Genomic DNA, 13,830 nt, shown 5'->3' on the forward strand with positions numbered 1-13,830 from the left:
GTGGACGTCTGGTGTTTCGGGAGCCGGTGCTTCCGGGGGTTCAGCCCTTGAGGCTGCCGGCGGTGAGAGCTCCGACGATGTGCCGCTGCAGGACGACGAACAGCACGACCACCGGTGCCACCGCGAGCAGGCTTCCCGCGGCGAGGTACTGCGTGGTGACCGCACCGCCGTCGGCGGTGTCCTGCAGGTTGACCACTCCCACCGAGACCGGGTACATGCTCGAGTCGTCGAGCAGGACGAACGGCACGACGAACTGCGACCAGCTCAGGACCGCCACCACGATGGCTGCCGAGGCGATGCCGGGCGCGGCCGCTGGCAGCACCACCGACAGCAGGGCGCGCGGGCGCGAGCACCCGTCGACGAGCGCGGCGTCGTCGAGCTCCGCGGAGACGGAGTCGAAGTAGTTGCGCAGGAACCAGGTCAAAAACGGCGCGACCACCGCCACGTACACGAGGACCAGGCCGAGGTAGTTGTTGATGAGGCCGACGGCGGTGAACACCTGGTACAGCGGCACGACCAGCACCAGCGGTGAGATCAGCTGGCACGCGAGGACGGCGCGCGCGAAGGCGCGGCGCCCGCGGAAGCGCATCCTGGACAACGCGTACGCCGCGGGGACGCAGACCGCGAGGCACCCCGCGACGGCTCCGGTCACCACGGTCAGCGAATTGAGCAGGTAACCGCCGATCTGCGTGGTGGCCAGGACGTGACCGTAGTTGCCCCACTGCGGCTCCGACGGGATCAGCGGTGGCGGTGTCGCCACGACCTCGCGGGGCGTGCGCAGCGACAACGACAGCACCCACAGCAGCGGGAAGGCGAACGCGGCGATCGTCACCGCCATCGCGAGGTACAGCCCGGCGTTCTGCCACAGCAGCGGTTTGCGCCGGCGCGGGGCGCCGGCGGAGGTGGGGCGCGCGGCGCGCGCGGTCCGGGGCGTCGCCGTGTCGGAGGTCATGCCTTCGCCTCCTGCCAGGAGTCGTACCGGAAGTACAGGACGATCATCGCGGCGTTGATCAGCAGCAGCACCGCCGCCATCGCCGCACCGCGGCCGAGGGAGAGCTGGGTGAAGATCTGGTCGTAGATCTTCAGCGACAGCACCTGGGTGGCGGTTCCGGGTCCGCCCCCGGTCAGCGCCATCACCATGTCGAAGGTGTTGAACGTTTCCACGGTGATCGTCACCAGGTTGATCGTGATCAGCGGCAGCAGCGCGGGAAGCGTCACCGCGCGGAACGACTGCACGGGCCCGGCCCCGTCGATGCGCGCCGCCTCCAGCAGGTGGCGCGGGACTGTCTGCAACCCGGCGTACATCAGGATCATGGACAGCGCCGTGCCGCGCCAGATGTTGGCGATGGTCACCGACAGGAGGGCGTTGTCCGGATCGGACAGGAAGGCGATCTCCCCCGAGAGCCCGACGAGGCCGCCGAGGTGGTTGAGGATCCCGGAGGAGCTCTCCTGGTACAGCAGGCTCCAGATCACACCGGTGACCACGCCCGGGATCGCCCACGCGGTGAGCACCACGGTCCGGGTCAGCAGCGCTCCGCTCAACCGCCGGCGCCTGGCCGTGTCGACCAGCAGCGCGATCGCGAACCCCAGCAGCAGCTGGAAAACCACGCTGCAGCTGACGAACAGGAACGTGACCCGCAGCGTTGCGGCGAAGTCCCGGCCGAGCACCACGCTCTCGTACGGCGCTGCCGTGTACCGGTAGGGCTCGCCGGCGACCACGCTCGCGTCGGTGAAGCTCAGCCGGAGGATCTCCACCACCGGGTAGCAGAACACCACCAGCAGGACCAGGCCCAGCGGCAGCAACCACAGCAGCGGGCGGCTGGTCGCCGATGTCCCGGCACCGCTGGTCCGCGGTCGGGTCGGCGCTGCTCGCGGGATTGACGTGCTCATCTCGGCACGGCCTCCTCCCTGGGCGGTGTCACCGGTGCGGTACGAGGTTCACACGATCTGCGCGAGCGCCGCGTCGACCGCGGCTTCCGGCTCCGCCTCCAGCGACAGGACCGACGACAGCGCGGTCTGCATCGCGGTGGAGACCTGCTGGTACTCGCGCTGCAACGGGCGCGCCCGCGCGTAGCGGGCGAGGTGTTCGCGGAAGCGGGAGGTGAACGCGTCACCGGCGTAGTCGGGGTGCTCGTACACCGAGGTGCGCGGCGGCAGGTACCCGCCGAGCGTGCACCACCTCGCCATCGCCGCGTCGTCGACGAACGCGTCGATGACGAACGCGGTGCTCCGCCGCAGGACCTCGGGTTCCTCGGCGAAGCAGGCCCACGTCCACCCGCCGGCCACGGAGGCGTGGTCCTCCCCGGAGCGGCTCGGGATCGGCGCGATGTCCCACTCCGCGGCGAAATCGGACTCGGTGAGCAGATCCTGCAGGTCGGCCGCCTGCCAGCTCCCGCCGAGGAACATCCCCACGCGGCCGGCCACGACCTCGGGATTGACGTCGTCCTCGCTCTCCATCGTGGCGATGCGCTGCGGGCTGATCCCCTCGGTGATCAGCCGGCGCAGGTACGCCAGGCTGTCGATCATCGCCTGCCTGCCGCGCCCGGAGGCGAACGCGGGAGAACCGTCCGGGGCGAGGATCCGCCCGCCCTGCGACCAGTACTGCGGCCACAGCGCGGTGTTGACGCCGGACTCGGAACGCCCGCCGCAGAACTGGAACGTCTTGCCCCGCGCGGCGAGCCGGCGCCCGACCGCGAAGACCTCCTCCCAGCTGGCAGGTGGTTCGGGAACCAGGTCCTTGCGGTAGTACAGCACCCGCACGTCAGTGGTGAACTGCAGCGCCCTCGTGGGGCCGCCTCCGGCGGTCATCACCGCGCGGAACTGCGGGTACCAGTCCTGCAGCGGAATGCCGGCCCGGTCGACGGCTCCGCCGAGGTCCCGGGCGTAGTCGGCGAACCGCGGGAAGACGTAGGAATCCACGGCCGCCACCTCGGGGGCACGTCCCTGCGATGCCTGCAGGAGCAGCTTGGCCATGGCGGCGGTGATGTCCGAACTGCTGATTTCCGGCAGCACGCGCCAACCGGTGGAGTGCTGGTACCGCCGCAAGGCCTCGCGCAGGTATCCGGGTATGCCCTCGGTGGTGGCTTGCAGGGAGAACGACGGGATCGCCTGCCACCGGAAGCTCCGCGGATCCGGTTCCCGGGAACCGGCGCAGCCCGCGGCGCCCAGCGCCCCGGCTGCCGCCCAGCCGAGGAGGCTGCGCCGGGTCACCGCCGAAGCTCGTCGTATCCTCCGGTCCTTCACTCGGATCACCCCGCGGAGGCGGATCGGTCGTCGACGGCGCAGGCGTCGACGGGGCGGACGAAGGGGTGCGGGGACGCGGCGTGCGGGCCGTCGCCCCGACCGAGAAGTGTGGTCTCGATCACTGCTGGACGTGATGGGCGACCCTAGGCGAAGCCGAGCGTTTAAGCAAGCGCTTGCGGAGTGCTAGATTCGCAGCGGCGAACACCGCGACGACACGGGAGGCGGACGTGGCGACCATGGCGGACGTGGCGCGGACCGCGGGCGTCTCCGTCACGACGATCTCGCACGTCCTCAACGGCACCCGGGCGGTGCGCGCGGAGACGAGCGAGGCCGTCTGGGCCGCGGTCGCGGAGTGCGGCTACGTCCACAACACGTTGGCCCGTTCGCTGGTCACCACGCGCACGCAGACGCTCGGCGTGGTCATCTCGAGCGCCAGCACCGCGTTCTCCACCGAGATCCTGCGCGGGATCGAGGCCGAAGCCGTCGAGCACGGCTACACCCTGCTGGTCGCGGACCCCCGCGACGAACCGGCCCACGAGCTCCGGGTCGTCTCCAGCCTCGTCCAACGACGGGTGGACGGACTGGTCCTCGCTCCTTCGGGCGAGCCGTCCCGGACGGTGCGCCACCTCGCCGAGCAGCAGGTCCCCGCGGTCCTGGCCGACCGCGTGCTCGACGGCGACCACGACGGGGTCAGCGCCGAGAACCAGGAGCCCACCGCGCTGCTCGTCGACCACCTGGCCGAGCTCGGGCACCACCGCATCGGCTTCCTCTCCGGCATCGAGGGAATGAGCACGACGGCGGAGCGGCGCGCGGGCTACCGGGAGGGACTGCGGCGCAACGGGATCCCGGAGGCCGCCGAGCTGTGCCGCTCGGGCGGTTCCGAGTTCGACGCCGCGCGCCGCGCGACGGCGGAGCTGCTGGCGCTGCCGCAGCCCCCGACCGCGTTGGTCACGGCGAACAACGCCATGACGATCGGGGCGATGCAGGCCCTGCGCGATCGCGACCTCCGGGTCCCCGGGGACCTGGCGCTCGTCGGGTTCGACGACTTCCCCTGGGCCGATCTGTTCGCTCCGAGGCTCACCGTGATCGCGCAGCCGAGCCAGGACATCGGGGGGAGGGCCGTGCAGCTCCTCCTCGACCGACTGGAGCATCCGGACCGGCCGCCGCGCGAGCACAGGTTGCCGTCGCGGTTCGTCCACCGCGACTCCTGTGGATGTCCGCAGTGAATTCCGCCGGGGACGCCGGAAGCGGTGGTGCCCGCTCCCGCATCACCCGGCGCGCCGGAGCACCGATTCTGCGAGGAGGACCTCCCGTGACCGAAATGGACTCCGCCGAGCACCGCGAGCGGTTGGCTGCCGAACGCGCGAGGATCATCGACTTCGTCAGCGCCGCCCGCGCCCCCGAAGGCGGGTTCGGCTGGCTCGACCGCGCGGGGCAGCGGGAGACCGAGCGCCCGGTGGCGACGTGGCTCACCGGCCGGATGACGCACGTGTTCAGCCTGGCGCACCAGCTCGGCACCGCGGGGGCGGCGGACCTCGCCGACCACGGTCTCGCCGCGTTCCGCGGCCTGCTCCGCGACGGCGAGCACGGAGGGTGGTACTCCAGCGCGGCGGATGCGACGAAGGCCGCCTACGAGCACGCCTTCGTGGTGCTCGGCGCCGGCAGCGCCACCGCTGCCGGGCGCCCCGGCGCCGCGGACGTGCTGGCCGAGGCGCTCGACGTCGTCGACACCCGGTTCTGGGACGAGCAGGCCGGTCTCGCGCGGGAGAGCTGGGACCGGCAGTGGCGGGAGACCGAGGACTACCGGGGTGCCAACAGCAACATGCACCTCGTCGAGGCGTTCCTCACCGCCGGCGACGTCACCGGCGACGGCTCCTGGCACCGGCGGGCGCTGGGCATCGCCGAATTCCTGATCGACGAGGTCGCCGCGGCCTACGACTGGCGGTTGCCGGAGCACTTCACCGCGGACTGGAAACCGGTCGCGGACTACAACCGCGACCAGCCCGCGCACCCCTTCCGCCCCCACGGGGCGACGGTCGGGCACTGGCTGGAGTGGGCGCGGCTGCTGCTGCACCTCGAGGCCTCGCTCGGATCGCAGGCACCGGACTGGCTGCTGCCCGACGCGCGGAACCTCTTCGACTCCGCCGTCCGGCGCGGCTGGAACGCCGACGGCCACCCCGGCTTCGTCTACACGCTCGACTGGGCGGACCGCCCCCAGATCTCCGAGCGCATGCACTGGGTCATCGCCGAGGCGATCATGGCCGCCGCCGCGCTGCACCGCCGCACCGGCGAGGTCGGGTACGAGCGCTGGTATCGCTCGTTCTGGGACCACGCCGAGAGCCGCCACGTGGACCGCGAGGCGGGCAGTTGGCTGCACGAGGTCTCCCCGGACGGTTCGCCCTCGGCGACCGTCTGGCCGGGCAAGCCGGATCCGTACCACGCCTTCCACGCGGCACTGCTCCCCGAGCTCCCCCTCGCGCCGGCCGCCGCCCTGAGCGCCCCGGCGCTGCACGACGCGCGCACGTGAGGCTGCGCCGCTGTCGCCGCAGGTGTCAGGACACGCGAAACGCCCGGCTGGCCGCGGTGAACGGGGTGACGGTGCCGCTGGCGGCGTCCTTCCAGTCGCCGTGGTGGACCACCCGGTAGCGGCCACCGGGCGCGGTGGCGGGGACGTCCCAGGTGATCGTCGCCGTCGAGGCCGCCGCGCCGCTGCGCTCCCAGTGGTACCTGGTGGACCAGTCCCGGTCGTCGGTGACGGTCTCCCACCGTCCGCTGCGCCGCCGCTGGATCTCGGCGAAAGTGCCGCCCCGGTGCAGGTCGTTCTTCGGGTGTCCGGTCGCGAACACCGCCGTGACCCGCTCACCTCGGCGGTGGTAGCGGGCCGGCTGGGCCAGCACATCGCCGAACGACCGCCCCGGCGGTGCGGCGTCGCCGACCACGCCGGGCTGCAGGTCCGGCAGCGTGCCGCTCATGTCCGGCGGGACCGGCCCGCGCGGGAGCTGCCCGCCGGTGCGCATCGCCGCGGCCAGCCGGGCGAACTCCTGCTGGTAGGCCGGCAGCGTGTACCGGCCGAACAGGGTCGAGGCCCCCTCGTACTGCTGGGAGTCGTACTCCTCCGGGGTCGTGACGTACTGGCTGTAGGCGTTGGCGTAGCCCTGCACCAGCACGTCCTCCAGCGGAACCCCCAGCTCCGCGGCCACCGCGCGGCGGATGCGCAGACCGGCCACGACGGTGAACTCCGCGGGACCGGCGACGAGGTGCAGCTCGCCGATGCGCAGCAGCTGCAGCGGCAGCACTTCCGGGCACCACGGGTAGGGGCGCATCGCGCCGAAGGGCACCGCGACGGGTTTGGGCGCCTGCTCGTCGGCCAGTTCCGGCGGGATCGGCGCATCGGCTCCGCCGAGCCACTCGGCCAGCGGGTTGCGCACGCCTTCACCGACCGGGATCCCCGGCCCGTCCTCGGTGCTGCCCGCCAGCATGGACACCCCGATCGCCGCTGTGGTGGTGCGGTGCCGCTCCCCGTCCGGGGTGTAGCGACCGTCCACAGTGACCTCGGACATGTCCGCGTAGCGCATCCGGTGCTCGACCGGACCGGTCACCGGCCGCGCGGCGCGGAAGGCCTGCGCGGCCGCGCGCAGCTGGCGTTCGCCGATGATGCGCGTGTTGGCGAACTCGTCCTCGGTGGGGCCCGAGCCGGGCCGCAGGTTCAGGTTCGGTGACATGTCCCCGGCGTTGGTCTGGGCGAAGCAGGCCACGAACCCGTCCGCGGCGCGCTCCCAGGCGTGGGCGGCGTAGCCCTTGTTGTCCGAGCTGATCAGGTGGTTGGTGTTGGTCATCGAGGTGCCGTGGGTGGCGAACCAGCTGATCGCACCGATGTCCCGCCCGCCGCGGGAGAACCGCAGCACGGTCACCGCCGGGTCGATGGCCTGCGGGAAGTGGTCCCTGTCCGCCTGCGGGTTGCGGTCGAAGGCGCTGCGCGAGCGGTTCGCGCTCGCGTCGGCCAGCTCGGCGCGCCCCAGGGCGAGGGTGCCCGGTGCGAGGTCGTCGTGGGCCCGCCCGATCGCCTCGGTGATGCCCTCGACCACCGCGGTGAAGGTCTGCTGCTGGAACCCGAACGTGGCCAGGTCGTAGGCGGCGTAGTGCGAATCGCCGCCGCAGGCGGCGTGCGTGTGCGTGGCGTTCAGCAGCACGTTCTGCTCGGTGTAGCGCCCGTCGTGGGAGCGCTCGAGCCTGCGCAGGACTTCCTGGTGCACGGACTGGAACAGCGCCCCCAGCTCGGCGGTGGCGAAGACGACGCGGCGCCGGCCGTCGTCGACGATGAACGCCCGCACCAGCGTGCGCAGGTGGATCCCCGCGGTCTGCTGCTGGGGCAGCGAGTAGCCCATCATGCCGTTCTCGGCGGCCGGTCCGGTCACATCGGCGACGCCCCGGCCGATCAGGTAGTCCGCCGTTTCCGGCTCGGTTGCGGCGCTCCCGGTCGCGCCGAGCGCGGGCACGGCGAGCGGTGCAGCTGCCGCTGCGGTGAGCACCCGTCTCCTGGCAACCGGCATGTACCCGCACCCCTCGTTATGTGAACCATGTTCGCATTCGTGGACGGCGGAAGATTACGCGCAGCGACCGCGCCGTGCCAAGGAGTTCCGGCGGCGGTCCCGCCGGGGCGTTGCGGCGCAGCGGCCGGTGCCGGTCGGCGCGCCGCAGCCGGGAAGGCGACACGCTCCCGCTCCCGGCGTTATGGTGCGCGCACCGCCACCGGTGCGCGCCCAGCGGGCCCGCAGGTGATGTACCGCCACGTCACCGGCCCGGGCGCAGCGGACCGGACGAACCGCCGGGAAGAGGTGAACGCCCGTGAGAGTCAGCGTGGACAACGACCTGTGCGACGCCCGCGGCCAGTGCAACATCGTCGACCCGGAGCTCTTCACGCTCGACGAGCACGGCTACAGCGACATCGGCCAGGGCAAGGAGGTCCCCGCCGGCAAGGAAGGCGCTGCGGAGCAGGGCGTGGAGGCCTGCCCCGTGGAGGCGCTGCGCATCGACTGACCGACCGCCGCCCACCACCGCGGAGCGGGCGCGGGCAGGCGCTGCAGTGGGCGGAGTGGGTCGCCATCGCGGCCGTCGTCGCCGCCAACACCATCAGCATCCGGTCCGCGCGACCACGTCCCGCGGACCGGGCCGGGGCGTAGGAGCCGCGGTCCGGTGCGGTGGTCGCGCGGGTCAGCGCGCCGAGCGCTCCTGCGCGCCCCGCGGCGGCGCGGTGGGGCGCTGCAGCTCTTCCAGGGAGCGCCCGGCGGTGCGCAGGCCGAACGCCGCCAGCACCACCGTTCCCACCAGCAGCAGCCCGCACAGCACGGCGAAGACGCCGCCGAAGCCCAGGGCGGCGTGGAGGTAGCCGATGGCGACCGGTGCGAGGATCGCTCCCATCCGGGCCACAGCGCTGGCCTGGCCCATGCCGGTCGTGCGGCTCTCGGTCGGGTAGATCTCCGCCGTGTAGGTGTAGATCGGCCCGCCGATCCCGTTCATGAAGAACGACAGGGCGATCGTGCAGGCGAAGATCGTCACGGCGCTGTCGGCAGCGCCGAGCCCCGCCGCGCACCCGCCGCTGACCAGCAGGAAGAGCACGACCGACCACTTGCGGTCGATCCGCTCGCTGATCGCGGCGGCCACGTAGTAACCGGGGATCTGCGCGAGCGCCCCCGCCAGGCCGAAGGAGAAGCTCTCCGCGATCGAGAAGCCCTTGAGCACGAGGAGCGTCGGCAACCAGGTCGAGTACCCGTAGTGCGTGGCCTGGTAGGTGAACCACAACGTGCACACGACCGCCGTGCGGGAGGCCATCCCGCGGCGCCACAGCGCGCGGAGCTGCTCCCGCGCACTGCGCGGGGCCGCCGAGGAGGCGCGCTGAGCGTCATCCGGCTCGGCGGGCGGCGCGCTCCCGCCGACCTCGCCGGTCCGGCCGTCCGCAGCGGACTCCCGCTCGAACCGCTCGACGACGGCCGCGGCCTCGTCGATCCGCCCCTGCGCGATGAGGAAGCGCGGCGATTCCGACAGCGTGCGCCGCCACCACAGCAGGAGCAGCACCGGTGCGGCACCGATCAAGCAGGCGATGCGCCACCCCGGCTCGGGCATGGGGCTGATGACGAGCACGGCCGTGAGCGCGGCGAGCGAGTAGCCGACGCCGAGGAAGATCATCGTGTTCGCCGCAGCGCGCCCCCGGCTGCGCGCGGGCAGGAACTCCGAGACGTAGGGGATGATCATGGTGGCTTCCGCGCCGATCCCGATGCCGCCGAGCACCCGCCAGACGATGAGCTCCCCCGCGCTGGAGGAGGTCGCTGCGAGCAGGGTGAACACCACGTAGACCACCAGCGCGTACATCAGCACCCTGCGGCGCCCGATCCTGTCCGCCACCACGCCGGAGATCAGCGCACCGATCAGGAAGCCGATGAACACCGAGGACAGCAGCCAGCCGGCCTGGGTCGATCCGACCGACCACAGGGCGATGACCGCCGAGGCCGCGTACCCGAGCAGCACGCCGTCGTAGCCCTCGAACATCCACCCCATCCCGCCTTGCAGCAGGACGCGGCGGTGCGGCTTGGACACCGGCAGGCGGTCGAGCCGGGCGAGCAGGTCCTCGCCGGAGGGCTGGTGGGAAGCTCCGTGCACAGTGTCCTCCTGGAGTCCGCAGTGGACGGTTTTTGAGCTCGCGCGGGGCGTGCTCCGCGCGCAGCGAGGACCCGTCGGCGGGAACGGCCGCCCGCGTGCGCGGCAGGTGCGGCCCCGCTCCCGGTCGCCGGTGCGGCCCGCGGCGCAGCTCACCGAGGTCCCACCGCAGGTGCTCGGCACCGGTGCGGGCGGTCATCGCGCCTCCTCCCGTCAGGTGCCGGCATGATGCGGCGATCCGGCATCACCTGTGGCCGGAACGCGGAGAAATCGTCACAATGATCCGCGGTGGGAGGCGGATCGATCACGCTCAGCGAATCCGACCTGGCGCTGGTCAACGCGCTGCAGGTCTGGCCCCGGGCGCCCTGGTCGGTCGTGGCGCGCTCGCTGGGGACCCGGGCCGACGCGGCGTCACGACGCTGGGCGCGACTGCGCGCGCGGGGGGACGCGTGGATGACCGCGTACTTCGGCGCCCGGACCACGGGCATGTACTGCGTCGCGATCGTGTCCGTGCGCTGCAGCCCCGGCGGCAAGGAGGAGGTCGCGGAGGAGCTGGTCCGCGACGCCTGCTGCGTGAGCGTGGAGATCACCGCCGGGGCGCACGACATCGTGCTCACCGTCTCCGCGCAGGACCTCGAGGCGCTGCACGACTACCTGGCGCAGCGCCTCGAGCGGACCCCCGGCGTGACCGCCACGTCGACCTCCCTGGTCACGCACCTGCACAGCGAGGGGACGCACTGGCGCCTGCACGCGCTCGACCCGTCCGCGCACGACCTCCTGCAGCAGCAGGAGGAACAACTCCGCCCCGCCGAGACCGCCGAGCCGGACGAGCTGGACCGGCGGCTCGCGGCACTGCTGTCGGTCGACGGGCGGGCGAGCTGCGCCGCGCTGGCCCGCGCCGCCGGGACGAGCACGGCCACCGCGCGCCGCCGGATCGCCGCGATGCTCCGGTCTCGGGTGCTGTCGCTGCGCTGCGACGTGGCCGCTCCCCTCGTCGGCCTGCCGGTGACGGCCACGATCCGCGGGCGCGTCCGACCGGACCGGGCCGGGGAGGTGGCCGCGGGGTTGGCGGGACTTCCGCAGGTCCGCCTGTGCGCGACGCTCACCGGCGAGCACAACCTGCTCGCCACGGTGTGGGTCCGCTCGGTCGGCTCGATCCAGCGGCTCGAGCAATCCCTCTCCCGGAAGTTCCCGGACTTCGACCTCCACCACACGCTCGTCAACCTGCGCACGCCGAAACGCATGGGACGCCTGCTGGACCGCTCCGGCCGCGCGAGCGGTCACGTGCCGATGGCACCGCGGACGAGGCAGGCGTAGCGGAACCGGAGGGCGCCGGCAGCGAGGGGCTCCTGCCCCACCACCGGCGGTTCGCCGCCAGCGGCCGGACGTTCCGCGGCACCGGACCACCGTCATCCGCGCACCGACCGCGCGCGGACGCTCGATAGACTGCCGGACAGTCCGCACAGCACGGTGAATGGAGATGGCGGTGGCCTCGGTGGCGATCGATCCGGCAGACATTGCCCGACGTTTCCGCGAGTACCGTGCGGACTCCGGGCCCGCGTACCAGCGGTTGAAGGACCTGATCTCGGAGCAGCTGCTGACGGGGCGCTGGCCGCAGGGGGAGCTGCTCCCGTCCGAGAGCCAGCTGGTCGACTCGCTGGGGCTGTCGCGGATGACGATCAACCGCGCGCTCCGCGAGCTCAGCGCGGAAGGCTTGGTCACGCGGGTCCGCGGTGTGGGCACGTTCGTGGCGGACCGCAAGGGGAGTTCCGCCCTGTTCGAGGTGCACAACATCGCCGACGAGGTCCGCTCCCGCGGCCACGAGCCGCACACCGAGGTGGTGCTGCTGCAGGCGGAGCAGGCCGATCCGCGCACGCGCCGCCTGTTCGACCTCCCCGCGGACAACGTGATCTTCCGTTCGCGCGTGGTGCACTTCGAGGACGAGGTGCCGATCCAGCTGGAGGACCGCCACGTCAACCCGGCGGTGATCCCCGGCTACCTGAACCGGGACTTCGCGCGGCAGACGCCGAACGACTACCTCTCCGCGGTCGCTCCCCTCACGGCGGGCGAGCACGTGGTGGAGGCGGTGCTGGGAACCGTCGAGGAGTGCGCGCTGCTCCGCGTGGATCCCGCGGAGCCGTGCCTGCTGATCCACCGGCGCACCTGGTCGCAGCAGCAGCTGGTGAGCGCGACGCGACTGCTGCACCCCGGCTCGCGGTACCGCCTGGAAGGGGCTTTCGAGTCGCCCTGAGCGTCCGCTCCGCGACAGGTCCGGGACCGCGTCCGCGGAAGACCGACGTGCACATCCCCTTGCAACTTGTATGTACAGGCATATACCTTCCCTCCTACCGGTCGGTCGAACCGCACGTGCGCACCCGCACCCCGACGCCGCCGCCCCTCCGAGGAGGCTCCGCGCAGCAGGAGGAACCGGCACCGGGTCGGAGCTCGGGAACTCCCGGCAACCGGCGGTCCCGGCGCGTCCGCCCCGGAGCCTCCCGGACGAGGCGCGGCGACCGGTCGCACCGCAGGCATCGGCACGAGCGAGAACCGGAACCGCTGCCGAGCACCGGCAACGACCACGGCGGACGGAGGCATCGCAGATGGCGGCAGAGCAGCGCAGCGAGGAGGCGGGTCCCGAATCCCGCGCGAGCGCTCCGATGTGGAAGTTCTTCGTCTACAGCCTGATCGGCGCGATCGTCTTCTTCGTACCGCTGGAGATCGGCGGGAAGAGCTCCATCCTGCTCGACCACGCGGTGACCGCCCTCGAGTCCTGGATCCCGGGCGCGCTGCCGTACTACGCGCTCGCGGTGATCCTCGCGGGGGCCGTCCACCCGTTCGCCTCCGGGACGTGGAACCGCTCCGCCGTGGCCGCGGTGTTCTCGGCGTTCAAGGTCATCGGCGCGGTCGTGGGCGCGCTGCTCGTGTTCGGCTTCGGCCCCGCGTGGTTGTTCGACGAGGAGATCGGCCCGTTCCTGCTCGACAAGCTCGTCATCCCGGTGGGGCTGCTGGTGCCGATCGGCGCGGTGTTCCTCGCGCTGCTCGTCAACTACGGCCTCCTGGAGTTCCTCGGCGTGCTGCTCCAGCCCATCATGCGGCCGGTGTGGAAGACCCCCGGGCGCTCCGCGATCGACGCGGTGGCCTCGTTCGTCGGCAGCTACTCGCTGGGGTTGCTGATCACGAACCGCGTGTACAAGGAGGGCAAGTACTCGGCGCGGGAAGCGGCGGTCATCGCGACCGGTTTCTCCACGGTGTCGGCGACGTTCATGGTGGTCGTGGCCTCGACGCTCGATCTGATGAGCAGCTGGAACACGTACTTCTGGACCTCCCTGGGCGTGACCTTCCTGGTGACGGCGGTGACCGTGCGCATCTGGCCGCTGTCGAAGATCGGCGAGGACCACTTCCCGGGCAGCACGCCGCAACCGGAGCGGAGCAGCCGCGGACAGCGGCTCGCCCGGGCGTGGGGCGAGGCCAGGCGAACGGTCGCGGAGGCGCCGTCGCTCGGCCGGAACGTCGCGCGCACCGCCAAGGACGGGCTGCTGATGGCGATGGCGATCCTGCCGTCGATCCTGTCGGTCGGCCTGCTCGGACTGGTGCTGGCGACCTACACCCCCGTCTTCGACTGGCTCGGCTACCTCTTCTACCCGTTCGCGTGGATCCTGCAGGCGCCCGAACCGCTGCTGACCTCCAAGGCTTCGGCGGTCGGGATCGCGGAGATGTTCCTGCCCGCGCTGCTGGCGGCGGAGGCGGCCGCGACGACGAAGTTCATCGTGGCCGTCGTGTCGGTCTCCCAGGTCATCTTCTTCTCGGCCCAGGTGCCGTGCGTGGTGGCGACCGAGATCCCGATCTCGGTGCCGCGGATGGTCGTGATCTGGTTCGAGCGGGTGGTGCTGACCCTGGTCTTCGTGACCCCGGTGGCGTTGCTGCTGTACTGACCGC

General features: G+C 72.2%; 11 protein-coding genes. 6 read left to right on the forward strand and 5 right to left on the reverse strand.

All coding sequences use genetic code 11. The features are described from left to right. Positions 1-40: 40 nt before the first annotated feature. Genes ACYVJE_RS03425 through ACYVJE_RS03435 form a run of 3 tightly spaced genes read right to left on the reverse strand, consistent with a single transcriptional unit; the run spans position 41 to position 3,210 of the window. Entirely contained in the window at positions 41-952 is a 912-nt protein-coding gene (locus ACYVJE_RS03425) for a carbohydrate ABC transporter permease (protein ID WP_461143222.1), read from the reverse strand. After that, the gene (locus tag ACYVJE_RS03430; RefSeq protein WP_461143223.1) at positions 949-1,890 is read right to left on the reverse strand and encodes a carbohydrate ABC transporter permease; all 942 of its coding nucleotides are present in this window, start codon (positions 1,888-1,890) and stop codon (positions 949-951) included. Before ACYVJE_RS03430 ends, ACYVJE_RS03425 begins: the two co-directional genes overlap by 4 nt. A 48-nt stretch (positions 1,891-1,938) precedes the next feature. Beyond that, on the reverse strand, positions 1,939-3,210 hold the full coding sequence (locus ACYVJE_RS03435) for an extracellular solute-binding protein (RefSeq protein ID WP_461143224.1): 1,272 nt from the start codon (positions 3,208-3,210) through the stop codon (positions 1,939-1,941). Between the two features lie 269 nt (positions 3,211-3,479). Here ACYVJE_RS03435 and ACYVJE_RS03440 point away from each other — a divergent pair, with 269 nt between their 5' ends. Together ACYVJE_RS03440 and ACYVJE_RS03445 are read left to right on the forward strand one after the other, a co-directional pair. Then, positions 3,480-4,469 carry a LacI family DNA-binding transcriptional regulator gene (locus ACYVJE_RS03440; protein WP_461143524.1) on the forward strand — a complete coding sequence of 330 codons (990 nt, stop codon included), beginning with the start codon at positions 3,480-3,482 and terminating at the stop codon, positions 4,467-4,469. A 95-nt stretch (positions 4,470-4,564) separates the two neighbouring features. Then, positions 4,565-5,770 carry an AGE family epimerase/isomerase gene (locus tag ACYVJE_RS03445; protein WP_461143525.1) on the forward strand — a complete coding sequence of 402 codons (1,206 nt, stop codon included), beginning with the start codon at positions 4,565-4,567 and terminating at the stop codon, positions 5,768-5,770. 25 nt (positions 5,771-5,795) lie between these two features. Here ACYVJE_RS03445 and ACYVJE_RS03450 read toward each other — a convergent pair whose 3' ends face one another. Next, entirely contained in the window at positions 5,796-7,793 is a 1,998-nt protein-coding gene (locus ACYVJE_RS03450) for a neutral/alkaline ceramidase (protein ID WP_461143225.1), read from the reverse strand. A gap of 295 nt (positions 7,794-8,088) precedes the next feature. On the opposite strand from ACYVJE_RS03450, the gene ACYVJE_RS03455 reads away from it, so the two are divergent. After that, complete coding sequence (locus ACYVJE_RS03455) at positions 8,089-8,280, forward strand: ferredoxin (protein WP_459159788.1); 192 nt, start codon at positions 8,089-8,091, stop codon at positions 8,278-8,280. 174 nt (positions 8,281-8,454) lie between these two features. Here ACYVJE_RS03455 and ACYVJE_RS03460 read toward each other — a convergent pair whose 3' ends face one another. Next, on the reverse strand, positions 8,455-9,897 hold the full coding sequence (locus ACYVJE_RS03460) for an MFS transporter (RefSeq protein WP_461143226.1): 1,443 nt from the start codon (positions 9,895-9,897) through the stop codon (positions 8,455-8,457). Positions 9,898-10,182: 285 nt separating this feature from the next. Here ACYVJE_RS03460 and ACYVJE_RS03465 point away from each other — a divergent pair, with 285 nt between their 5' ends. The 3 genes from ACYVJE_RS03465 (at position 10,183) to ACYVJE_RS03475 (ending at position 13,826) form a co-directional block, all read left to right on the forward strand. Further along, positions 10,183-11,211: an Lrp/AsnC family transcriptional regulator gene (locus tag ACYVJE_RS03465; protein WP_461143227.1), complete on the forward strand. Its 1,029-nt coding sequence runs from the start codon at positions 10,183-10,185 to the stop codon at positions 11,209-11,211. Positions 11,212-11,374: 163 nt separating this feature from the next. Continuing rightward, a complete protein-coding gene (gene hutC, locus ACYVJE_RS03470; protein ID WP_461143228.1) occupies positions 11,375-12,145 on the forward strand; it encodes a histidine utilization repressor in 771 nt (256 codons plus the stop codon). 349 nt (positions 12,146-12,494) lie between these two features. Beyond that, a complete protein-coding gene (locus ACYVJE_RS03475) occupies positions 12,495-13,826 on the forward strand; it encodes a YjiH family protein (RefSeq protein ID WP_461143229.1) in 1,332 nt (443 codons plus the stop codon). Positions 13,827-13,830 lie beyond the last annotated feature (4 nt).

Source organism: Salinifilum aidingensis, from assembly GCF_054782015.1.